General features: G+C 64.5%; 21 protein-coding genes. 7 read left to right on the top strand and 14 right to left on the bottom strand.

What is annotated here, in order from left to right; translation table 11 throughout:
• Window positions 1-88 precede the first annotated feature (88 nt).
• The 3 genes from dtd to R1T44_RS02095 all read right to left on the bottom strand — a co-directional run bounded on the left by dtd (window position 89) and on the right by R1T44_RS02095 (window position 2,679).
• The gene (gene dtd / locus R1T44_RS02105; protein WP_317292486.1) at window positions 89-538 is read right to left on the bottom strand and encodes a D-aminoacyl-tRNA deacylase; all 450 of its coding nucleotides are present in this window, start codon (window positions 536-538) and stop codon (window positions 89-91) included.
• Between the two features lie 125 nt (window positions 539-663).
• The gene (locus tag R1T44_RS02100; protein WP_054556427.1) at window positions 664-1,938 is read right to left on the bottom strand and encodes a TRAP transporter large permease; all 1,275 of its coding nucleotides are present in this window, start codon (window positions 1,936-1,938) and stop codon (window positions 664-666) included.
• A gap of 78 nt (window positions 1,939-2,016) precedes the next feature.
• Window positions 2,017-2,679, bottom strand: coding sequence for a TRAP transporter small permease (locus R1T44_RS02095; protein WP_159055814.1), 663 nt, complete (start codon window positions 2,677-2,679; stop codon window positions 2,017-2,019).
• 468 nt (window positions 2,680-3,147) lie between these two features.
• On the opposite strand from R1T44_RS02095, the gene R1T44_RS02090 reads away from it, so the two are divergent.
• Window positions 3,148-4,239 carry a TRAP transporter substrate-binding protein gene (locus R1T44_RS02090; protein ID WP_317292485.1) on the top strand — a complete coding sequence of 364 codons (1,092 nt, stop codon included), beginning with the start codon at window positions 3,148-3,150 and terminating at the stop codon, window positions 4,237-4,239.
• Window positions 4,240-4,452: 213 nt separating this feature from the next.
• Here R1T44_RS02090 and R1T44_RS02085 read toward each other — a convergent pair whose 3' ends face one another.
• Together R1T44_RS02085 and thiD are read right to left on the bottom strand one after the other, a co-directional pair.
• A complete protein-coding gene (locus R1T44_RS02085; RefSeq protein ID WP_317292484.1) occupies window positions 4,453-5,130 on the bottom strand; it encodes a chalcone isomerase family protein in 678 nt (225 codons plus the stop codon).
• A gap of 91 nt (window positions 5,131-5,221) precedes the next feature.
• Window positions 5,222-6,022, bottom strand: coding sequence for a bifunctional hydroxymethylpyrimidine kinase/phosphomethylpyrimidine kinase (gene thiD, locus R1T44_RS02080; protein ID WP_317292483.1), 801 nt, complete (start codon window positions 6,020-6,022; stop codon window positions 5,222-5,224).
• Between the two features lie 110 nt (window positions 6,023-6,132).
• On the opposite strand from thiD, the gene R1T44_RS02075 reads away from it, so the two are divergent.
• Both R1T44_RS02075 and R1T44_RS02070 read left to right on the top strand, forming a co-directional pair.
• Window positions 6,133-6,597 (top strand): YqaA family protein, encoded by a 465-nt coding sequence (locus R1T44_RS02075; RefSeq protein ID WP_394805761.1) that lies wholly within the window; start codon window positions 6,133-6,135, stop codon window positions 6,595-6,597.
• Window positions 6,598-6,939: 342 nt separating this feature from the next.
• Complete coding sequence (locus R1T44_RS02070; RefSeq protein ID WP_317292482.1) at window positions 6,940-8,172, top strand: patatin-like phospholipase family protein; 1,233 nt, start codon at window positions 6,940-6,942, stop codon at window positions 8,170-8,172.
• Between the two features lie 121 nt (window positions 8,173-8,293).
• Here R1T44_RS02070 and R1T44_RS02065 read toward each other — a convergent pair whose 3' ends face one another.
• Together R1T44_RS02065 and R1T44_RS02060 are read right to left on the bottom strand one after the other, a co-directional pair.
• A complete protein-coding gene (locus R1T44_RS02065) occupies window positions 8,294-9,058 on the bottom strand; it encodes a pseudouridine synthase (protein ID WP_317292481.1) in 765 nt (254 codons plus the stop codon).
• A gap of 3 nt (window positions 9,059-9,061) precedes the next feature.
• Window positions 9,062-10,996, bottom strand: coding sequence for an ATP-binding cassette domain-containing protein (locus R1T44_RS02060; RefSeq protein ID WP_317292480.1), 1,935 nt, complete (start codon window positions 10,994-10,996; stop codon window positions 9,062-9,064).
• A gap of 231 nt (window positions 10,997-11,227) precedes the next feature.
• On the opposite strand from R1T44_RS02060, the gene R1T44_RS02055 reads away from it, so the two are divergent.
• Together R1T44_RS02055 and R1T44_RS02050 are read left to right on the top strand one after the other, a co-directional pair.
• On the top strand, window positions 11,228-11,833 hold the full coding sequence (locus R1T44_RS02055) for a TIGR02444 family protein (RefSeq protein WP_317292479.1): 606 nt from the start codon (window positions 11,228-11,230) through the stop codon (window positions 11,831-11,833).
• 139 nt (window positions 11,834-11,972) lie between these two features.
• Window positions 11,973-12,680 carry an FKBP-type peptidyl-prolyl cis-trans isomerase gene (locus R1T44_RS02050; protein ID WP_043333314.1) on the top strand — a complete coding sequence of 236 codons (708 nt, stop codon included), beginning with the start codon at window positions 11,973-11,975 and terminating at the stop codon, window positions 12,678-12,680.
• Window positions 12,681-13,219: 539 nt separating this feature from the next.
• On the opposite strand, the gene R1T44_RS02045 is transcribed toward R1T44_RS02050, so the two are convergent.
• Window positions 13,220-13,966, bottom strand: a complete 747-nt coding sequence (locus R1T44_RS02045; RefSeq protein WP_317292478.1) for an SCO family protein — start codon at window positions 13,964-13,966, stop codon at window positions 13,220-13,222.
• Between the two features lie 64 nt (window positions 13,967-14,030).
• Window positions 14,031-14,624: a hypothetical protein gene (locus tag R1T44_RS02040; RefSeq protein ID WP_317292477.1), complete on the bottom strand. Its 594-nt coding sequence runs from the start codon at window positions 14,622-14,624 to the stop codon at window positions 14,031-14,033.
• Between the two features lie 267 nt (window positions 14,625-14,891).
• Between R1T44_RS02040 and R1T44_RS02035 the strand changes: the two genes are divergently transcribed.
• On the top strand, window positions 14,892-15,821 hold the full coding sequence (locus R1T44_RS02035) for an AEC family transporter (RefSeq protein WP_131431117.1): 930 nt from the start codon (window positions 14,892-14,894) through the stop codon (window positions 15,819-15,821).
• A 294-nt stretch (window positions 15,822-16,115) separates the two neighbouring features.
• On the opposite strand, the gene R1T44_RS02030 is transcribed toward R1T44_RS02035, so the two are convergent.
• The 4 genes from R1T44_RS02030 to thiS all read right to left on the bottom strand — a co-directional run bounded on the left by R1T44_RS02030 (window position 16,116) and on the right by thiS (window position 19,236).
• Entirely contained in the window at window positions 16,116-17,033 is a 918-nt protein-coding gene (locus tag R1T44_RS02030) for a putative RNA methyltransferase (protein WP_317292476.1), read from the bottom strand.
• A gap of 189 nt (window positions 17,034-17,222) precedes the next feature.
• Window positions 17,223-18,062, bottom strand: coding sequence for a tRNA (guanosine(46)-N7)-methyltransferase TrmB (trmB, locus tag R1T44_RS02025; protein WP_317292475.1), 840 nt, complete (start codon window positions 18,060-18,062; stop codon window positions 17,223-17,225).
• Between the two features lie 60 nt (window positions 18,063-18,122).
• Entirely contained in the window at window positions 18,123-18,956 is an 834-nt protein-coding gene (locus tag R1T44_RS02020) for a thiazole synthase (RefSeq protein WP_052384900.1), read from the bottom strand.
• 79 nt (window positions 18,957-19,035) lie between these two features.
• Entirely contained in the window at window positions 19,036-19,236 is a 201-nt protein-coding gene (gene thiS / locus R1T44_RS02015; protein WP_043336981.1) for a sulfur carrier protein ThiS, read from the bottom strand.
• A 99-nt stretch (window positions 19,237-19,335) separates the two neighbouring features.
• Here thiS and R1T44_RS02010 point away from each other — a divergent pair, with 99 nt between their 5' ends.
• Entirely contained in the window at window positions 19,336-19,755 is a 420-nt protein-coding gene (locus R1T44_RS02010) for a DUF423 domain-containing protein (protein WP_043336980.1), read from the top strand.
• A 38-nt stretch (window positions 19,756-19,793) separates the two neighbouring features.
• Here the strand turns inward: R1T44_RS02010 and R1T44_RS02005 are convergent, their stop codons facing one another.
• Entirely contained in the window at window positions 19,794-20,210 is a 417-nt protein-coding gene (locus R1T44_RS02005) for a PaaI family thioesterase (RefSeq protein ID WP_043336979.1), read from the bottom strand.
• Window positions 20,211-20,285: the final 75 nt, after the last annotated feature.

Raw genomic sequence — 20,285 nt, 5'->3', positions numbered from 1 at the left:
GCAGGATCTCCCTGCCTGGCGGCCTCATCATCCAATGCTTGCAGCCGCTCCCTCGGGGGCGGCTTTTTCATGCAGTGAGCCTGGCGCCTCAGCTCTCGAGCAGGAAGGTCACCGGCCCGTCATTGAGCAGCGAGACCTGCATGTTGGCGCCGAAGCGTCCGGTCTCGATCCCCACTCCAAGTTCCTTCCCGCGCTCACGCGCCCTGTCGACCAGATAGGCAAACAGTCGCTCGCCTTCCGCCGGTGGCGCTGCCGAAGAGAAGCTGGGGCGCATGCCACTGCCGGTGTCCGCCGCCAGCGTGAACTGCGAGACCAGCAGCAGACTGCCGCCCGCCTGCTGGACGTTGAGGTTCATCTTGTCGTTCTCGTCACCGAATACGCGGTAATGCAGCAGCTTGTGCAGCAGCTTGTCGGCACGCGCCTCGTCATCGCCCTTCTCGACGCCCACCAGTACCAGCAGACCGCCCTCGATGGCGCCGACGCTCTCGTCCTCGACCACGACTTCCGCCCGTGTGACGCGCTGGATCAATGCTCGCATGCCGCTTGCTCCTTCAAGAGATGAATGATGTTCATGACATTTCGTGGTCGGGAGCATACCAGACGCGAACGCCCCGCAGACTGGGCCTGCGGGGCGCGACAGGTGCTACTTGAGTGGGCGAGCTGCTAGTTGGCGAGGCTCGGCAGGAACAGCGCGATCTGCGGGAACAGCATCAGCAGCACCGTCGCCAGCAACAGCAGGGCAATGAAGGGTGGCGTCCCCCGGATGACCTCCATGTACGGTTTTCGGAACACCGCCACCGCCGTGAAGATGTCGCAGCCGAAGGGCGGGGTCGCCGAACCTATCGCCGCCTGCAGGGTGACCAGGGTGCCGACCAGCACCGGGTCCAGCCCGGCGGCATCGACTGCCGGCGCAAACACCGGTGCCAGAATCAGGATCACCACGATGGGGTCCACGAACATGCAGCCGACGAAGTAGGCCGCCGCAATCACCGCCAACAGCGCCAGCGCATGCTCCGACAGGTAGGGGATGTAGCCGCCGAGGATGGCATCCGGAATCTTGGCGAAGGAGATCATCCACGAGAAGCCCGCGCCCGCCGCCACCAGGATGAACACCACCGCGGTGATCAGCCCCGTGGAGAAGGCCACACTGGGCAGGTCCTTCAGGGTCACGCCGCGATAGATCAGCATCTCGAGAATCAGCGCGTAGATCACCGAGACCGTGGCGGCCTCCGTCGGCGAGAACATGCCCGAGTAGATGCCGCCGATGATGATCACCGGGAAGCCCGCCGGCAGGCTGGCGCGCTTCAAGGCCTTGAGGCGTGCGGGCCAGTCCGCCTTGGGCTGCGGGGCGATGCCCAGCTTCCACGACTTCCACATGCAGTAGAGCGAGAACAGCACCAGGATCATCAGCCCCGGGCCGATACCGGCGATGAACAGGTCACCCACCGAGGTACCGGTCGCGACGCCATAGATGATCATGCCGATGGAGGGCGGAATCAGCAGCGCGATATCGGAGGCATTGATGATCAACGCGATGGTGAACTTGTCACTGTAACCGGCTTCCAGCAGCCGCGGGCGCAGCGGGCGCCCCATCGCCACCACCGTGGCCTGGGTAGAGCCGGACACCGCGCCGAACAGGGTGCAGCCCAGCGCGGTGGTCACCGGCAGGCCACCGCGCCAGTGGCCGACGAAGCGCTCGACCAGATCCAGCAGGCGCTGGGCAGTGGAGCCCTTGAGCATGATATCGGCCGCCAGAATGAACATCGGCACCGCCGTCAGCACCACCGGCTGCAGGCCGCCGATCATCTGCTGGATCACCAGCTCCGGCTTGAGGAAGGGAAAATCGCTGAACAACAAGAAAAAGGTGCCGACACTCAATGGCACCATCATGGGTACCCCAAGCAACAGCAGCCCCACCATCACGAGCAGAATCCACATCGCAGCTTCCGTCCCTGGGTCAATGAAGTGTGATCAATCGTCTATCGAGCCATCGAGAAGACATTCCCGGCGCAGTAGCTAGAGCGCGCCACTGCCGTCGACTTCCTCGTTCTCGTCCATCTCCGCCGTACGCCATGACAACCAGGCGCCCTGCGCCAGCAGGTTGCGCAGAATCGCCATCAGGTACTGGAGAGCCCCGAGCGCCAGTCCCAGCGGGACCACGGCATAGAGCGCCGCCAGCGACCAGCGCAGCGACGGCGTGACACGCCCGGACTTGGCCAGACTCTGCAGATAATCCACCGCCAGCCAGGCGAGGTAGGCCAGCAAGGCACAGGTGATGACCTGTCCGGCGATCAGCAGCACCTTGCGCAACCACGGCGGCATGAAGTCCAGCAGCGCCGTCACGCGGATATGACGCCCGGCGCGCGCGCCGTAACTGATGCCGAGGAAGGTCAGCCACAGCTGCAGGATCTGCATCAGCTCTTCGGTGAACGGCAGGCTGTAGTTGAAGACGTTGCGCCCGATGACGTTGGCGATGCTGGCCGTCGCCATGCCCAGTACGCACAGGGCGATCAACCAGCGCTCGACATGCGCCAGGCCCTGGTCACCACGTTCGAACCAGGCGGCCAGACGGCGCAGCGGCGCAGGCAGATGTGCGAGGGGGTCCTGAGCGCCATTCGTCTCGGCCGGGGCGGGGCGGGTCTCGTCAGCGGAGGGAGACTTGGAGGGGGGCGAGTTCATGAAGCGGCTTCCTGTTGATGTGGCATCCTGCCAGATAGGCTTTCTACCAGATGTCATGAGCGCAGTGGTTTGCGCCAGACGACCTGCATTTGCCAGTGCGATCCATTGAAATTTTCCGCGGCACCGTCGTGATTTTCACTCTGGCTACTCTTGTTCTAGCTTTATTAGCGGCGCTTGAAATCAGTATGCGGCCGACGCGCGGCATGTCGGTCTGGCGCCGGGAGCCGATCGTGAAGACCGAGCGTGAAGCTCTGGCGAGCGACGGACAGATCCTCAAGCACCAGAGCTCGAGTACCAGAGCCTCATGCGCACAGGCTCAGCTTATTCATAATAAATTCTAATCATACTATCCAATTTGGTAATTTTTTTATTATATTAAGAATGGCAATATTATCTAAACGATGCAAGTTGCACGCCGGGTATGCCCAGAGCCGCCCGACGCTGATGAAATCACACAAGGAGAACAAGATGACGATGCAATGGAACCCGTCACCCGAGCAGAATCGCGAGACGTCCAGGACTCCTGTTCCCCTTTCTCGTCTCGCCGCGTTCATCAAGGGAGGCGTCCTCGCGTCCGGCCTGGGCATGGCGGCGCTGGCCTCCGCGGGCGTGCAGGCGGACACCTGGCGTTTCGCGCTGGAGGAGGTCTCCGGCAGCGTGCAGGATGCCTACGCCCAGGAATTCAAGAAGCGCATCGAAGAGGCTTCCGGTGGTGACATCGATGTCGAGATCTACCCCTATGGTGCACTGGGTACCTCCTCACAGCTCACCGAACTGGTGCAGAGCGATGCCATCCAGCTGACCTTTGCCTCACCGGGTCACCTGGCCTCGGTGATTCCGGAGTCGGGCGTCTTCACGCTGCACTTCCTGTTCTCCGACGACAATGCCGTCAATGAAGAGGTGCTTGGCAACTCCAAGGCCATCGACATGCTGTCCGAGGCCTACACCGAGCAGAACCTCCAGCTGCTGGGCGTGATTCCGGAGGGCTGGATGGTGTGGACCGGCAACCGTGACATCAAGACACCCGAGGACATGGAAGGCTTCAAGATCCGCACCATGACCTCGCCGATTCTGGTCGAGAGCTATCGCGGCTACGGTGCCAACCCGACGCCGATGCCCTATTCCGAGGTCTACTCCGGCCTGCAGCTGGGCCAGATCGACGGCCAGGTGAACCCGGTGTTCGCCATCCAGGAAATGAGCTTCTACGAAGTTCAGGACTACATGATCCAGGCCAAGCAGGCTCAGTTCATCACCACGCTGGTGGCCTCCAGTGACTTCTATTCCGGTCTGGATGACGAGCAGCAGCAGATGCTCGACAAGGTCACCAACGAGATGCGTCCGTACATCTTCGAGAAGCAGGAGGAGTACAACGCCGACCGTCTGGAGAAGATCAAGGAAGATAGCGACATCGAGATCATCACGCTGACCGATGAGCAGCGCGAAGCCTTCCGCCCGGTCGGCGAGAAGGGCTGGGAAGTCTATCGTGAGCAATCCGGTGAGCGTGGCAGCAAGATCCTCGACACCCTGCAGGCCGACATCAAGGCTGCCGAAGGCAAGTAAGCCCAGGCAAGCGCGTCAGCCCCGCCAGGTAGATAGCAAGGATCGAAAGAGTGATAGAAAGTTAGAAAGACAGAAAGACGAGCATGAAAAAACGCCCCTGCCGGGACTCCCGGCAGGGGCGTTTTTCGTGATGTCTCGATAGAGGCGCAAGACGATGGCGATGCCGCGACAGATGGGCCAGATAAGCTAGAGAGGGGCCAGATGGAGAACGCGCTACTGCCCCAGCAGCTGGGTACGGAAATCCTGCTGGGCCGGCTCGTCGCCCAGCCAGATCGCGAACAGGCCATTGGCCAGCGCCAGTGAATCGCTTTCGAAGATGACCTGCCCGTTCAGCACCAGCGACAGCGTGCCGCTGCCGCCACCGGCGGACAGCCATTGCAGCGCATAGCGATCCCCCGGCACGACGTCCTGATAGGCACGATTGAAGCGCGCCAATTCAGGCTCGATCGCCGCGAAATCCGCCGCTGACAGGTTCTTGCGCACGCCCTTGGTGGTCGCCTTGGCGAAGTCCTCGGCATCGATGGCATGGAAGTACTCCAGCACCAGACGGCGCGAGACATCCTTGAGCGGCGCCGGGCGCGGGCGACGCGCATCCTGATAATAGGCGCCGACATAGGCGTCCCACAGCAGGTAGGTGAAGAGCCCACTGCCAATCAGCGTCAGCGGCTGGCCGGACTGCGTGGTCACCTGATCCGCGAAGGTCACCCCCTTGATCTCGACGGCGAGCGCCGCCGGGCTGGTGGTGGCAAGCAGCGCCCCCATCACGCCCGCGGCCAGCCAGCGCGGCGCACTCGCCACCGGCAGGCTGACGGCATGACAGGCGGCGTTCAGGCTGCAAGCGGCGCCACGGACAGCTGACACGGACAAGCGATACAGCGGCGATATAGGCATGGCATCTACTCGTTGGCTGGCAGGATCAAGGGGAGCTTGCGGGGTTCATCACTCCTGCAGACCGGGTTTCACAGGCCTGGCTCTCGCTGGCTTACCACAGGGCGTGGAAATGATGCACCGGACCACGGCCCTTGCCGACGTTGAGCTGATCGGAGGCGCGTAGCGCGCCCAGCAGCCATTCACGCGCCTCGACCACCGCCTGCGGCAACGGCAGACCGTTCGCCAGTCGCGCCGTGATGGCGGAAGACATCGAGCAGCCGGTGCCGTGCAGGTTGTCGGTCTCGATACGCGGTGCGCACAGCCATTGCTCGCCGGCATCGCTGACCAGCAGGTCATCACAGGCCTGCCCCTCAAGCGCCCCGCCCTTGATCAACACCGCCTTCGCGCCTCGGGCACACAGCTCGCGGGCGACCTCGGGCATGTCGGAGCGCCCGATCAGGCGCCGCTCACCCAGCAGTACCGCGGCTTCATGCAGGTTGGGCGTGATGATGTCGGCCAGCGGCACCAGGTGCTCGGCCACCGACTGGATGGCAGCATCATTGACCAGCGCATCACCACTCTTGGCAACCAGCACCGGGTCCAGCACGACCCAGCGCGGGCGACGCTGCTGAAGGCGGCCGGCAAGCATTTCCACCACCAGCGGATCGGCCACCATGCCGATCTTGGCGGCACGGATATCGAGATCATCCAGCACGGCGTCCAGCTGTGCGGCGATGAATTCCCGCGAGACCGCCTCCACGCTGCGCACGCCGCAGGTATTCTGCGCCGTCAGCGCCGTGATCACGCTGGCCCCGTAGGTGCCCAGCGCAGAGAATGTCTTGAGGTCCGCCTGAATGCCGGCTCCCCCGGAGGGGTCTGAGCCCGCTATCGTCAGGACGCACGGAATATGCATGCAGGAAGCTCCCGAAATATGGCTTTGACGTGCCAACAGCATACCCGAGCTGAGGAGGGAAGAAAGCCACCCCCAGCGCCCTGCCACCGTGAAAAACAGAAGAAAGTGATATGAATGAAGTGGCCCTACTGTCATTGCCGGCATTGACCTCGCTCGCCGTGATCTCGCTGGCCAGCGCCACCCTCCTGCCCGGCGGATCGGAGGCGGCCTTCGCGGGGCTGTGGTGCCAGGGGCACGCGCCCTGGGCGCTGTGGATCGCGGCGACGCTGGGCAACACGCTCGGCAGCCTGATCAACGTCGCCCTGGGGCGTGGCGCCCGTCGTCTGCGCACACGGCGCTGGTTTCCGGTCTCGCGGCGCGCATTGGCGCGCGGCACCCTGTGGTATCGCCGCTTCGGCGCCTGGAGCCTGCTGCTGAGCTGGGCCCCGCTGATCGGCGACCCGCTGACGGTGCTGGCAGGCGTCTTCCGGCTGGCGTGGTGGAAAAGCATCGTCCTGATCGTGTTCGCCAAGGGCGGACGCTATGCATTGCTGCTGCTGGCAGCCGACCTGTGGCTGACGCCCTGGTGCCAATGACCGCCGCACGGCCGCTGCTCCTGTCCTCACCCTCACCTTTACCACTGCCCTTGCAGCCTCAGTCAGTCGCTTGAATGAGATCGCAGACACGCAAGGCGAGGATGCGTGCTATGCTGACAAGCGCCATGCTGCACTGCACAATAAAAGCACTTCGATTGCTTTTCACCAGTGCCTCATTGCCTTGATCAGGTGCTTTGCTGCCCTTGATATGCACCTCGTCACCCTTTCGCCGCCTCCACGAGCCCACGCCTCCCCCATCACATGGCGTCACGCTCGCGACGGTCCCCCTGACCTCGGGCATTCCCCGGCGGAGTGCTGCACTGCTAGAGAGGAGAAGGTTTCATGCGTGATACATCCTGCGACTTCTGCGCCGATGCGCTCAATATTCTGGTGCTGCAAGGCGGTGGCGCGCTCGGCGCCTACCAGATCGGCATCTTCGAGGCGCTGGCCGAAGCCGGCATCCAGCCCGACTGGGTGGTCGGCACCTCGGTCGGCGCCATCAATGGCGCCCTGATCGCCGGCAATCCGGAGGGCGAGCGCCTCAAGGCCCTCGAGTCATTCTGGTATGGCATCGCCCAACCCGCTGCCAGCATGGGCCCCGCCTTTCATCCGTGGGAGCGCAGTGTCGCGCGTACCTCCGCCATGCTGTGGGGCATTCCGGGCTTCTTCCGCCCGCGCCCACTGTGGACGGTACCGATCTGGCAGAGCTTCTTCGGCGAGCCGCCCAGCCTCTACGACACCGAGCCGCTGGGCGACACGCTCAATCGGCTGGTGGACTTCGAGCGCCTCGATGCCCGCCACCCGGAGAACGTTCGCCTGTCGGTGGGGGCGGTGAATATCGGCAGCGGCGCGCTGCGCTACTTCGATTCCTCGCATGAAGCGCTGGACCACCGCCATATTCTGGCCAGCGGCGCCCTGCCACCGGCCTTCCCGCCGGTGTGGGTCGATGGCGAAGCCTATTGGGATGGTGGCCTGTACTCCAATACGCCCGTCAGCTGGGTGCTGTCGGAGCGTCCGCATGGCGAGACGGTGGTCAACTGCTACGTGATCGACCTGTGGAGTGCCGATGGCAAGGTGCCGGAGACATTGCAGGAGGCGCAGCTGCGCGAGAAGGATATCCAGTATTCCAGCCGTGCCGGCGAGCACCTCAATCTGCTGGAGGAGAATCAGGCGCTGCGCATGGGGATCGAGAATCTCGCCGACCATCTGCCGGAGGAGCTGCGCCAGTTACCGAAGATCCAGCGCATCCTCGCCATGACCCAGCAGCCCTCGATCAACGTGGTGCGTCTGCTGGCCTCGGCGCGCCCGGGCGAGACCTCTCTGAAGGATATCGACTTCTCGCGCGCGACCATCGACTCGCGTCGCGACAGTGGCTATCAGGACATGCAGGAAGTGCTGAGCCGTTGCAGCCAGTTTGCGCCGCTGCCGGAGGATATCGGGGTCATCGTGCGCAACTTCACGCGCAACGCCGAGGGCGAGCTGGTCAGCCTGTCGACGCCTGATGCCAGCCCCGTCGACGATGACCAGGCGAGCATCACGGCAGAGGACCTGCCCAGTCAGGCGACCGGCAGCTGAGCAGCGCTGGCGACGATTCAGAACGATCTATCCACACCCCATCGCAGCCGTCACGCACTGGCGGCGCGCCAGGCGGGTGTGGATAACCCGGTGTCGGCAAGACGCCACCCGCCGGGTGGCCTCACCCGCGAGGCTGCGCGGCCCCCAGCCGTGAACACTCCTCGCGGGTAAGCTCGCGCCACTCCCCCGGCGCCAGCCCCTCGAGACTCAAGCCCGCCACCGACTCACGGTGCAGCCACACCACGCGATTGCCCAGGCTACGCCACAATCGCTTGATGTGGTGATGGCGTCCCTCGTGCAGCGTCAGGCGTGCCTGGTCCGCGGTGGGAAACGCAAGCTGTGCCGGCAGTGTCGGGCGCGGATCATGTTCGAGCAGCACCCCCTGGCGAACCTGTGCGATGGCGCTTTCCTGTTCGGCCTCCGTCAGGGGCCGCTCCAGCCCCATGCGATAGCGCTTGGCGGGGCCCTCGAGCCCGGCATCGCTGATACGCGCCGAGACTTCGCCGTCATTGGTCAGCAGCAGGGCACCGGTCGTCGCACGGTCGAGACGCCCGACATGGTGGATCTCGGCCAGCCAGCCGCTGTCCTCGCCGCGTGCATTCAGCGTGTCACGCAGGACATCGATCACGGTGGGGTGTTCGGGGTCATGACAGGCCGTCACGACCCCGGCAGGCTTGTTGAGCAGGATATGACGCGGACGCCGCGCGACCTGCAGGCAGATGGTCGCGTCAGGCGCTGACAGGTGGATGTCATCGAAGGGGCCGACCTCATGCAGCGGGTCGCTGATCGTCGCGCCGTTGACCCGCACGCGCCCCGCCGCCAGCGCCGAGAGCGCATGACGACGGTTGAGCTGTGGCTGACGTGTCAGCCAGCGGTCCAGCCGCATGGCCTAGTCCGCCGCCTTGAGCTGGGCTTCCATCTCTTCCAGCGCTTCCTGAGCCTCGAACCATTCGGCTTCGGCCTCATCGAGGCGACTCTTGATCTCGCCCTGGCTGGCCAGCAGCTTGGTCAGCTCCGCCTTGCGGTCCGCCTCGTAGAGCGTGGCGTCGCCCAGCGCTTCCTCGATCTTGTCCAGCTCGCCCTGCGCCTTGCTCATCTTCTGCTCGGCCTTGTCGCTGACCTTCTTGAGCGGACGCAGCTTCTCGCGCAGTTCAGCCGCCTGACGGCGCGCCTCCTTGCGGTCCGGCGTGCGCGTGCTGTCTGTCCCCGCATCAGCATCCTTCTGGGCGCGCGCTTCCCGCCGCTCGCCCTCGACCCGCGCCTTGAGCCAGGCACGGTAGTCATCCAGGTCACCATCGAAGGGCGTCACGCGGCCATCGGCGATGCACCAGAATTCATCGACGCAGGCACGCAGCAGGTGGCGGTCGTGGGAGACCAGAATCACGGTGCCTTCGAAGGTCGCCAGCGCATCGGTGAGCGCCTCGCGCATGTCGAGGTCCAGGTGGTTGGTCGGCTCATCCAGCAGCAGCAGGTTGGGCTTCTGCCACGCGATCAGCGACAGCGCCAGACGCGCCTTCTCGCCACCGGAGAACGACTCCACCGTGGCGTAGACTTCATCGCCGTGGAAGCCGAAGCTGCCGAGGAAGGTGCGGATCTCCAGCTCGCCCGCCGACGGTGACAGGCGCAGCACATGATTGAAGGGCGTCGAGGACAGGTCGAGCCCGTCCACCTGGTGCTGGGCGAAGTAGCCGATGGCCAGATGCTCGCCGGCGGTACGCTGCCCCTCGACCAGCGCAAGCTCGCCGGTGAGCGCCTTGATCAGCGTCGACTTGCCGGCGCCGTTGGGGCCGAGCAGGCCGATGCGCTGCCCCGGCAGCAGCGAGAAGCGCACCCCGGAGAGCTGCGGCGGCTGACCGGGATAGTCGATCACCGCGCGGTCCAGCCCCAGCAGCGGATGCGAGATCTTGTCGGAGCACGGGATGGTGAAGTGGAACGGGGAATCGGCCTTGACCGCCGCCGTCTCTTCCATGCGCTCCAGCATCTTCATGCGGCTCTGGGCCTGACGTGCCTTGGTGGCCTTGGCCTTGAAGCGACGCACGAAATCCTCGATCTCGGCACGCCGCGCCATGGTCTTCTCGTGCTCGACCTGCTCGCGCACCAGACGCTCGGAACGCGTGCGTTCGAAGCGGCTGTAATTGCCCTTGTAGACCACCAGCTTGCGGCGATCGAAGTGGATGATGTGATCACACACCGCATCGAGGAAGTCGCGGTCGTGTGAGATCAGCAGCAGCGCGCCGGGATAACGCGCCAGCCATTGCTCCAGCCACAGCAGCGCATCGAGATCCAGGTGGTTGGTCGGCTCATCCAGCAGCAGCAGGTCAGACGGCGTGAACAGGGTGCGCGCCAGATTGGCACGCATGCGCCAGCCACCCGAGAAGGCCGCCAGCGGCTGACTGAGCTGCGCCTGACTGAAGCCGAGGCCGACCAGCAGCTGCTCGGCACGTGCCCGTGCGGTGTAGCCATCGAGGGTGTCGAAATGGGCGTGCAGCTCGGCCTGACGTTGGTGCTCACCGCTCTCTTCGGCGGCCGCCAGGGCGCGCTCGGTCTCGCGCAGCGCGTGGTCTCCGTCCATGACGTAGTCGACGATCGGGCGCTCCAGCGCATCGATTTCCTGCGCCATGTGCGCGACACGCACGCCACCGGCCAGCGATACCGTGCCGCTGTCGGGCGTCAGCTCGCCGAGGATCAGGCCGAACAGGCTCGACTTGCCGGCGCCATTGGGACCGACGATACCGGCCTTGTGACCGGCATGCAGCGTCAGGTCCGCTTCGTCGATCAGCGGTGCTCCGCCGCGTTGCAGGGCGAGCTGGCGCAGTGCAATCATGACAACCTCGATCAGAAAATACGGGGGACGTCGGGCTCCCGTTCACCGCCACCGACACGAGCGCTACGACTCAGCAAGCTGCTGGGCGCGACTCGTGAAGAGACATCATCGGTGGCACGTGAAGAGACATCATCCGTGACACATGAAGAGACATCATCGGTGGCACGTGAAGAGACATCATCCGTGACACATGAAGAGACATCATCCGTGACACACGAAGAGGCCGACTTGATGGGCGCATATTCTATCGGATTGTGGGACTACGCGCTGTCTCTGTATGCCCTGCCCGGCGAGGTCGGCTCTGCGGGCAACCCTCAGCCGACGCCGGACATGATGAGTACCTGCCTGCTGCTGCAGGACGAGGCGGGCCTCGATGTCTGCGAGCTGCTGTGGATTCACTGGCTGTCCGCCCACGGCATCGCCCTGGCCGCCTCGCCCACTCGCCTGCTGGAAGACGTGCGCGACTGGCAGGGCTGGATGACCGGCATGTTGCGCGAGCGCCGCCGCCAGCTGAAGCAGGAGCTGACGACGCTGCCCGCGACCCAGGCCCCGGCAGCGGTGCAACGCCTGGAACGCCTCTATCAGCAGCTCAAGACCTGCGAGCTTTCCGCCGAACAGGAGACCCTCGCTCAGCTGGAAGAGCTGAGTCCTGCGCTGTCGTCAGCCGAAGGCGCGACCGGCCTGCGGGCGCCCTTCGCGCATGTCGCGGACCCGCTGCAGGCCTTTCAGCAATCGCTGGCCCTGCTGAGCGGCAAGACGACCCTCACCGTGGGGGACCACCCATCGGCACGTGCCCTGCGCAGGCTGGCACTGGCCCGCGTGCCCGCCGGCGCCTGACAACGCCAGCGAGATGCGGAACTTGTACGCGGCTGGTAGAGTCGGAGTAACACTAGTGCCCGAGGCAGGCCATGCCGCCTCGGTGCCAATTGCGTGTTTCGGGCCCGTCTCAGGCCCATTCCATCCTGAAGGAGTTTTCATGAAACAGCTGGTCAGTGCCGTCGCGCTCGGCGCCCTCCTGGTCACCCCGTTCAGCTTTGCCGCCGATGACAGCCTCGCAGACGAGCAGGCACAGCTCAGCTATGGCATCGGTGCGACTCTGGGCAAGAGCCTTTCCCAGGACATCACCGATCTGGATCTCGACGCCTTCACTCAAGCCGTGCGTGATGTCTACGCCAAGGGCGACATGAAGATGAGCGACCAGGAAATCGCGGATTCGCTTTCCCGCTTCCAGCAGAAGAAGATGGAAGAGCAGAAGAAGATGGTCGAGCAGGAAGCGACCGACAACAAGGCAGAGGGTGACAAGTTCCTCGCCGACAACGCCAAGAAGGATGGCGTGAAGACACTGGATTCCGGCCTGCAGTACAAGGTGCTGGAATCTGGCGACGGCGCGACCCCGTCCGCTGAAGATACCGTCAAGGTGAACTACGAAGGCAAGCTGCTGGACGGCACCGTCTTCGACAGCTCCTACCAGCGTGGCGAGCCGGTCAGCTTCAAGGTCAACCAGGTCATCAAGGGTTGGCAGGAAGCACTGCAGGAAATGAGCGTCGGCGACACCTGGATGCTCTACGTCCCGGCCGAGCTTGCCTACGGCAAGGCTGGCACCGGCGGCCCGATCGGCCCGAACGAGACGCTGACCTTCAAGGTCGAGCTGCTCGACGTGACCAAGGCCGACGCCAAGCAGTAATGGCGGCGTGAGCCTCCCCTGCTGGCAACCGGCAAGCACTGCTGCCGGTTGCAACGAAAGAGCCGCCCATCGGGCGGCTCTTTGCGTTTCTGGCAAGGCTGGATGAGGGCCAGTGGCAAGCTCATCCAGACGTCAGCTGCGCACAGGACAACGGGGCATGCCATCACTACGGCAATGGCTGATGTCCGCTGATTCTCCCCTCCAGAAGGCCCGATGCGGACGCCGCCAAGCCTGTGGATAAATCTGTGGGGAAGCTATTGACCACAGGTTGACAACCGGCCTTTCCGGTGCCTGTCGCGGCAGTGATGCTGGTTGAACGCAAAGCAACCACTGACTTGATATTTTTAGTCGATATCGCGTAACAGTTTGTTTTTACTAGCCTTTATAAATCAGCACTTGACGGCGCTGCGTTGTGTGATCGAGGCGTCATGATTATCCACAAAATTTTCCTTGAGCGCTTGCCAACTTGTGGACAATGTGTATTTCACCGCTGAGAAAGGCCTCAAGACGCGGCGCGATCTGCGGGTGCCACGCAGCGCTCAATCAGCGGTCGCACTCAGGACGCGCGTCACGCCAGCGCGAACACCGGCCGGCCCCGGCGTGAACGGAATGCGATCGTAGATGCGTCCCTGAGCAGAGACGAGATAGAGCGCGGCGCCATGATCGATGGTGTAACCCAAAGCGGAGTCCTGCGCCTCGACACGCCGATAGCTGACGCCATAGCGCCGCGCCACATCGGCGAGTGCCGCCTGACTGCCGGTGATGCCCTGAAAGCGCGGCCCGAAGTGCCCGGTGTATTCGGCCAGCCGGGCAGGGGTGTCGCGCTCGGGGTCCAGCGAGACCATCACCGGCACCACGCGCGCCGCCGCCTGGGGTGGCAGTTCAGACATCACCTGACGCAGCGCCGCCAGCGTCATCGGACAGACATCCGGGCACTGGGTATAACCGAAGTAGAGCGCGACGACCGGCGTGGCCTGCGCGTCTGCGGCCTCGCCCATCGTGACCTCCGCGAGCGTGAAGTCGCCCTGCTGTGATTCGAGCTGGATGGGGCCGCCCAGACTGGCCCAGGCCTGGATGCCCGCGACCGGTGCCAGGTCCTGCTGCGCCTGCTGCCAGGCAACACCGGCACCGATCACGGCCGCCAGACCGACGGCGCCCAGCAGCCACCAGCGTCTGGCGACGCCCTTGTCCAGCTGATGGCTTTCTTGTCGACTATTGTCCAGCTGATGGCTCTCTTGTCGGCGAGTGCCTGCCTGCCCGTCCTGTGACTTTCGCTCTGCGCCCATCCCTGCCTCCCGGTGCCTTCATGCCTGAAACGACGTCCCTGCCGGCCGGGCTCAGCGCCAGCGGCTAGCTGCCCTGATACGTCGGGCGGGTATCACTGCGAAACAATTGGTCGACCGAGCTTTCGAGCTGCTCCGCCGTGGTGGCCTGCGGGTGGCTATCGAAATCGAACCAGCTGCCCAGTCGGCCACGCTCGGTGGTGACGATCACCTGCGCACGCCACGCCATGGTCGCGCTGCTGCAGAACCCCAGCTGCCCTTCCCCCTGCCAATGCTGGCGCTCGAGGCTCTGGGCATCGGTGGTGTTCAGCACGCTGCGCTTCACGCCCATGTCCATGTGGCGGCCGATGAAGTCCACCTCGACCCCCTCCGGTGAGACGCCTTCCGTCATCACGCGAATGCCCAGCGGTGTCAGCGGACTGATATCGCCCTCCAGCGCCAGGGTAATACGCCCGAAGCGGCCCAGCTCGGCAGTACAGGGGGCATGATTGAGCTCGCAGGACTGATTGGGCGCAAACCAGGTCACCTTGCCGTTGCTGCCGTCGCGTACCAGGTAATAGTCGATCAGGTAATACAGCGAGACCACGATGGTGATCAGCGTGACGATGATCAGCAGATTGAGCAGCCGCGGGCGGGCATTGTCTTCTTCTACGCGATACATGGCAGTTCCGGCAACGGTCCGGCAGCGCATCGACAGGCAAGGCGCCCCGAATGGGAAAGAAAGTGACGTGATGGGAATGGTCTGCGCTCAGCCACGACATGACGCCAGCGCGTGACCGGCGAACAAGACCTGAGTCCAAGTGCAGCGCTGAGCGAGTCATGACAAGCTTACCAGCCCGCCTCACCGCGGCAGCAGGCGAGACATCATGTCACGCGCACGCCACATCGCTCTCAAGGCATTCGCACTCAGCCCCGACAAGGAGTCAGCATGGCAAGTGTACAGCAGGCGCTCGGCCCCCTCTTCCTGTTGATCCTCGCGGGGGCACTACTCGGGTGGAAGCGCTTCCCCGGAGAAGGCTTCTGGAGCGAACTGGAACGCCTGATCTATTACGTGCTGTTCCCCGCCATGCTGGTGTCCACGCTGGCACGTGCCGACATGGCCAGCGTGCCAGTCGTGGCGCTGGCCAGCGTGATGCTGGGCGCGATGCTGCTGTTCGCCGCCGCGCTATGGCTGAGCTGGCGTCACGCGCCGGACTGGCTGAGCCGTCATATGGGCGACGCCGCCTCCTTTACCTCGCTCTTCCAGGGCAGCATCCGCTTCAACAGCTACGTCGGTGTGGCCGGGGCAGCAGCGCTGCATGGCAGTGCCGGGGCGACCGTCGCGGCCGTGGCGCTGGCTCTGATGGTGCCTGCCGCCAACCTGCTGTGCGTGATGGCCTTCATCGGGGCAGGCACCCTGGGCGAAGGCGGCCTGCTGCGCTCGCTCAAGGCGCTGACCCGCAATCCGCTGGTGCTGGCGTGTCTGGCTGGCACGGCGCTCAACCTGAGCGGCATCGGCTTGCCGGGCTGGAGTGGTGACGCCATCAGCCTGCTGGGGCGCGCCGCCTTGCCGCTCGGCCTGGTCGCGGTGGGCGTGGCGCTGCGTCCGCGTGTACTGGTGAGCAGTGGCAGCGTGGCGTGGCTGGCGAGCCTGCTGAAGCTGCTGGCGATGCCAGCACTGGTGGTCGTGCTCTGCCGGTGGTTCGGCCTTGAGGGAGTGGCGCGTGATGTGGCGATTCTGTTCGCGGCGCTGCCGACCGCGACCTCTGCCTATATTCTGGCCCGCCAGCTGGGCGGCAATGCCGAGCTGATGGCGGCCTTGATCACCGCCCAGACGCTGCTGGCGATGCTGACCCTGCCCCTGTGGCTGGCGACCTGAGCTCCTGTCGACCTGAGCTCCTGTCGACCTGAGCTCCTGTCGAGCTGTCGAGCTGACGACCGCACATCCGAACGCGACGTGAGAGCTCGCAGCGTGCGTAGCGCACAACAAAAAGGGCATCCCCAGATGAGGATGCCCAAGACCGTGACTAGCTTGATGAGGAGAAACACCGTAGCGGGGGCCTGACTCCGCCGCTACGGCTGGGCTTGCGCCCTGCGATGTCTGCCCGGACACCGCACAGACAAGATAATCATTCTCATTTGCTTTTGCAAGGCAAATGCGAAGAATTTCTATTTAAGCTTTGTCTTGTGCATCCTCGAGCGAGAACACCCTCAGTTCCGCATGCAATTCGACCTCCAACGCCGTCATGGCTTCCGCACGCGCCAGGCCATCACGCTCGGCGCGATACAGGTGCGGGGTCATGGTCAGCAGGTCCCGAATCTGCTCATTGCTGGTCAATGACAGCCCCGCATGCAGATGCTCGACCTCGCCACTGATGGCGAAGCCAGCGGACTCGGCAGCGCTCAGTCCGGCCTCGCCACGCGCGGGCTTCAGCTCACGGTAGAGAATCTTGCGCAACGCCAGCAGATGCTCGGCCCCCGCTTCCAGCAACACGACGTGGCCACCGGGCTTGAGGACTCGTGCGAACTCCTGCCAGACAGGGAAGCCGAAGGCGCAGATGACGACATCCACGCATGCATCCTCCAGCGGCAGAGCGGCGTTGGTGCCCACCAGCCAGGCGGCATCACGTGACTGCTTCGCCGCGGCCAGCACCGCGTGCTTGGAGATATCCAACCCTGCCGCCGTCAGCGAGAGATTCTGCTCACCGGCAGCGCACGCCAGCTGACGCAGATAGAAGCCTTCGCCGCAGCCGGCATCCAGCACGGCCAGCGGCGCCTGAGACGTCTGGGCCGCTGCCAATGCCAGCACACGACTGGCCAAGGCTGATGCAAGAGGCTGATAGCCGCCCAGCGCGAACAGGCGCTGACGGGCGCTCACCATCGCCTTGCTGTCGCCGGGGTCCAGGCTGCGCTTGCGCTGCACCGGCAGCAGATTGACATGCCCCTGGCGTGCGATATCGAAGCGATGCCCGTCGGCACAGCACCAGCTCTGGCCATCACGTACCAGCGGTTGGGCATCCAGCGGACAGGTCAGGGCCATCAGCGGGGTCATGGTCGGGCGATCAGCCGAGTCGGCGGTAGGCGTCGTCATGGTCAGCAACTCTCGGGACGAGGAAAGAAAGGGACAGCAAACACGGCAAGCGGCACAGGCCGCCACGCAGGCAAATGGCCTTGGCACGCAGAACCGCGCCATGGCGATGGGCCTCACACGCAAGCGGCCACCCGAAGGCGGCCGCGATGCAGCGTCATGAAGACGCCGCCACTGCGCACGAGGCGCTGATCAGTCCTGCTTGACGAAGATCAGGTCCCACACGCCGTGGCCGAGACGCTCGCCGCGCTGTTCGAACTTGGTCAGCGGACGGAAGTCCGGACGCGGCACGTAGGGCGTGGTTTCCGCCGGAGCGGTGTTGGCAAAGCCCGGCGCTTCGGCCATCTCTTCCGCCATCGCTTCGGCGTAGTTGGCCCAGTCGGTGGCCATGTGGAAGTGGCCACCCGGCTTGAGCACACGACGCACCAGCTCGACGAAGGCCGGCTGAACGATACGACGCTTGTGGTGCTTCTTCTTCGGCCACGGGTCCGGGAAGAACAGCTGGAAGGTGTCGGCACAACCGGCCGGCACGCAATCCGCCAGCACTTCCAGCGCGTCGTGACGATAGACACGCAGGTTGGTCAGGCCCAGCTTGTCGACATCATCCAGCAGCTTGCCGACGCCCGGCGCGTGCACTTCGATGCCGATGAAGTCGGTGCCCGGGTTGGCCTGCGCCTGTTCACACAGTGACTTGCCCATGCCGAAGCCGACTTCGATCACCAGCGGTGCCCGACGCCCGAACAGCGCTTCGAGATCCAGCTCGCCCTGCTCGTGACGCAGACCAAGGCGCGGGAAGACCTCTTCCAGCCCGCGGGTCTGGGCCTGGGTCATGCGGCCACCACGAATCACGTAGCTCTTGATGCCACGCTTGCGGGCGACGGCTTCATCGGCAACGGAAGGGGTCGCTGGCGCGCTTTCGGTCTGCACGCTCTCGGGCTGCGCGCGCTCGTTCTGCACACTTTCTTGCTGCGCATCGTCAGCGGGAGCAGAAGTGGACGTGTCGTCCTGCGGCTTGGAAGTCTTGTCAGTCATGGGGTCGTCTTGGTCTTTGCATGAACGATGCGCGAGCATCGGATTCGAATGTTTCAGGGCTCAGCCGGTGATCAGGCCAGCGCCCGGTGAGGAAGCACGTGCCGTCAGGCGAGTCGGCATGCGGCCGGCCAGGAAGGCACCACGGCCGGAAATCACGGCCTGACGCATGGCATCTGCCATCAACAGTGGCTGGCGCGCGTGGGCGATGGCGCTGTTCATCAGCACACCATCACAGCCCAGTTCCATGGCGAAGGCGGCTTCTGACGCCGTACCCAGACCAGCATCGACCAGCACCGGCACATTGGCGCGCTCGATGATCAGCGATAGGGTGTGCGGGTTGAGAATGCCGAGGCCGGAGCCGATCAGCGAGCCCAGCGGCATGATGGCGCAGCAGCCGATTTCCTCGAGCTGGCGCGCGACGATGGGGTCGTCGGAGGTATACACCATCACGTCGAAGCCATCGGCGACCAGCTCTTCAGCGGCCTTGAGCGTCTCGACGATATTGGGATACAGCGTGTCCTGATCGCCCAGCACTTCCAGCTTGACCAGGTTGTGGCCATCCAGCAGTTCACGGGCCAGCTTGCAGGTACGCACCGCGTCACGCGCGTTGTAGCAGCCGGCGGTGTTGGGCAGGAAGGTATAGCGATCCGGTGACAGCACGTCGAGCAGGTTCGGCTCGTCAGCGTTCTGACCCAGGTTGGTACGGCGGACCGCAAAGGTAACCACTTCCGCGCCGGACGTCTCGATGGCGGAGCGTGTCTCGTCCATGTCCTTGTACTTGCCGGTACCGACCAGCAGGCGCGAGGAGAACTCGCGACCGGCGACGATCAACGGGCTGTCGCCGGCGACCTGGGTGACGGGGTTGTTCAATGTCGGGGCAGAACTGTCTGTCATGATGACCTCATCGAGCTGGACGTGAACGCGCTGAGCGCGAGCGAGTAGTGAAAAGTGTCAATCCTGGAAACAGGACGGATCAGCCACCACCGATGGCATGGACGATCTCGATGCGGTCACCGGCATGCAGACGGGTGTCGGCGTGCGCGCTACGTGGCACGATGTCTTCATTGCGTTCCACTGCCAGTCGGCGGCCCTGAAGACCGAGACTCTCGACCAGAGCGGCAATCGTCGTGTCGTCCGTCACCACGTGGTCTTCACCGTTGAGCTGTATCTGCATGCTGTCCTCCCGCGAAAAGAGGCCGCTATTGTAGCGGCTTTACGTGGACAGGCGTAGGCACATCGTGCCGCGCCACCTGCCCTCAAGGAATTATTGTCTATGCGTCACAACGACTCCCACTCCCGCCACTGGTGGCTGGCCATGGGACTGGCCGGCATGTCCACCGTCGCGCTGGGTGCCTTCGCCAGTCATGGCCTGCGCGGCACCCTGAGCGCGGACATGCTGCGCGTGTTCGAGACCGGCGTACGCTATCAGATGTGGCACGTGCTGGCGGCGGTCGGGGTACTCGCCTGGCGCTCGGTGCAGCCGCTGCGCGGCCAGATGCTGACGCTGGGGCTGTGGGCCGCCGGCATCCTGATGTTTTCGGGGTCGCTGTATGCCCTGGCGACCACGGCGCGCACCCAGCTGGGCATCATCACGCCCATCGGCGGCCTGCTGCTGATCGCCGGCTGGCTGAGCCTGGCCGTCACCGGCTGGCGTCAGCGCGGCAGCGAAGAGAAGGACATCAACAAGCTGTAGCGGACTGGCCCAAGGCGTTGCCCACGACCGTCCCGGGGTCAGTCATCGCTGTCCGGCAAGGTATAGGTCGCGGTCACGATGGCGACCGGGTCGGTGTCACCGTGGCTGAAAAGCTCGATCTCGCCGACGGCCAGCCGCCGACCCAGCTTGCGGATACGCGCGGTGGCCATCAGATCGCGGTCGCCGCGCGCGCGACGCAGGAAGTGGATGCTGAGGTCACTGGTGACGGCCATCGGCTCCGGGCCGATCTCGCCGAGAATCGCGACATACAGGCAGACATCCGCCAGCGCCATCATCGTCGGCCCGGACACACAGCTGCCGGGACGCAGATGCTCGTCCTCGATGGCCAACCCCATGGTCGCCCAGCGATCGCCGACGGCCTCGATGGTACCCAGACGCTGGGGGAAGACTTCATCGAGGAAATCCTCGATGGCGGCGGCGCTCATCACGGGCATGACATTCTCCTCGACACACTGGGTCCGATCGCGCGGTTACGCGGTTTCTGGGGCAAGGCTAGCGGCAAATGCGGT

Source organism: Cobetia amphilecti, assembly GCF_032923285.1.
GTDB lineage: Bacteria > Pseudomonadota > Gammaproteobacteria > Pseudomonadales > Halomonadaceae > Cobetia > Cobetia amphilecti.
This window is presented reverse-complemented; position numbering and strand designations above follow the sequence as displayed.

Coding starts and splice junctions, on each gene's coding strand:
- dtd (WP_317292486.1), bottom strand. CDS start 538: ATGCGAGCATTGATCCAGCGCGTCACACGGGCGGAAGTCGTGGTCGAG.
- R1T44_RS02100 (WP_054556427.1), bottom strand. CDS start 1,938: ATGTGGATTCTGCTCGTGATGGTGGGGCTGCTGTTGCTTGGGGTACCC.
- R1T44_RS02095 (WP_159055814.1), bottom strand. CDS start 2,679: ATGAACTCGCCCCCCTCCAAGTCTCCCTCCGCTGACGAGACCCGCCCC.
- R1T44_RS02090 (WP_317292485.1), top strand. CDS start 3,148: ATGACGATGCAATGGAACCCGTCACCCGAGCAGAATCGCGAGACGTCC.
- R1T44_RS02085 (WP_317292484.1), bottom strand. CDS start 5,130: ATGCCTATATCGCCGCTGTATCGCTTGTCCGTGTCAGCTGTCCGTGGC.
- thiD (WP_317292483.1), bottom strand. CDS start 6,022: ATGCATATTCCGTGCGTCCTGACGATAGCGGGCTCAGACCCCTCCGGG.
- R1T44_RS02075 (WP_394805761.1), top strand. CDS start 6,133: ATGAATGAAGTGGCCCTACTGTCATTGCCGGCATTGACCTCGCTCGCC.
- R1T44_RS02070 (WP_317292482.1), top strand. CDS start 6,940: ATGCGTGATACATCCTGCGACTTCTGCGCCGATGCGCTCAATATTCTG.
- R1T44_RS02065 (WP_317292481.1), bottom strand. CDS start 9,058: ATGCGGCTGGACCGCTGGCTGACACGTCAGCCACAGCTCAACCGTCGT.
- R1T44_RS02060 (WP_317292480.1), bottom strand. CDS start 10,996: ATGATTGCACTGCGCCAGCTCGCCCTGCAACGCGGCGGAGCACCGCTG.
- R1T44_RS02055 (WP_317292479.1), top strand. CDS start 11,228: ATGGGCGCATATTCTATCGGATTGTGGGACTACGCGCTGTCTCTGTAT.
- R1T44_RS02050 (WP_043333314.1), top strand. CDS start 11,973: ATGAAACAGCTGGTCAGTGCCGTCGCGCTCGGCGCCCTCCTGGTCACC.
- R1T44_RS02045 (WP_317292478.1), bottom strand. CDS start 13,966: ATGGGCGCAGAGCGAAAGTCACAGGACGGGCAGGCAGGCACTCGCCGA.
- R1T44_RS02040 (WP_317292477.1), bottom strand. CDS start 14,624: ATGTATCGCGTAGAAGAAGACAATGCCCGCCCGCGGCTGCTCAATCTG.
- R1T44_RS02035 (WP_131431117.1), top strand. CDS start 14,892: ATGGCAAGTGTACAGCAGGCGCTCGGCCCCCTCTTCCTGTTGATCCTC.
- R1T44_RS02030 (WP_317292476.1), bottom strand. CDS start 17,033: ATGACGACGCCTACCGCCGACTCGGCTGATCGCCCGACCATGACCCCG.
- trmB (WP_317292475.1), bottom strand. CDS start 18,062: ATGACTGACAAGACTTCCAAGCCGCAGGACGACACGTCCACTTCTGCT.
- R1T44_RS02020 (WP_052384900.1), bottom strand. CDS start 18,956: ATGACAGACAGTTCTGCCCCGACATTGAACAACCCCGTCACCCAGGTC.
- thiS (WP_043336981.1), bottom strand. CDS start 19,236: ATGCAGATACAGCTCAACGGTGAAGACCACGTGGTGACGGACGACACG.
- R1T44_RS02010 (WP_043336980.1), top strand. CDS start 19,336: ATGCGTCACAACGACTCCCACTCCCGCCACTGGTGGCTGGCCATGGGA.
- R1T44_RS02005 (WP_043336979.1), bottom strand. CDS start 20,210: ATGCCCGTGATGAGCGCCGCCGCCATCGAGGATTTCCTCGATGAAGTC.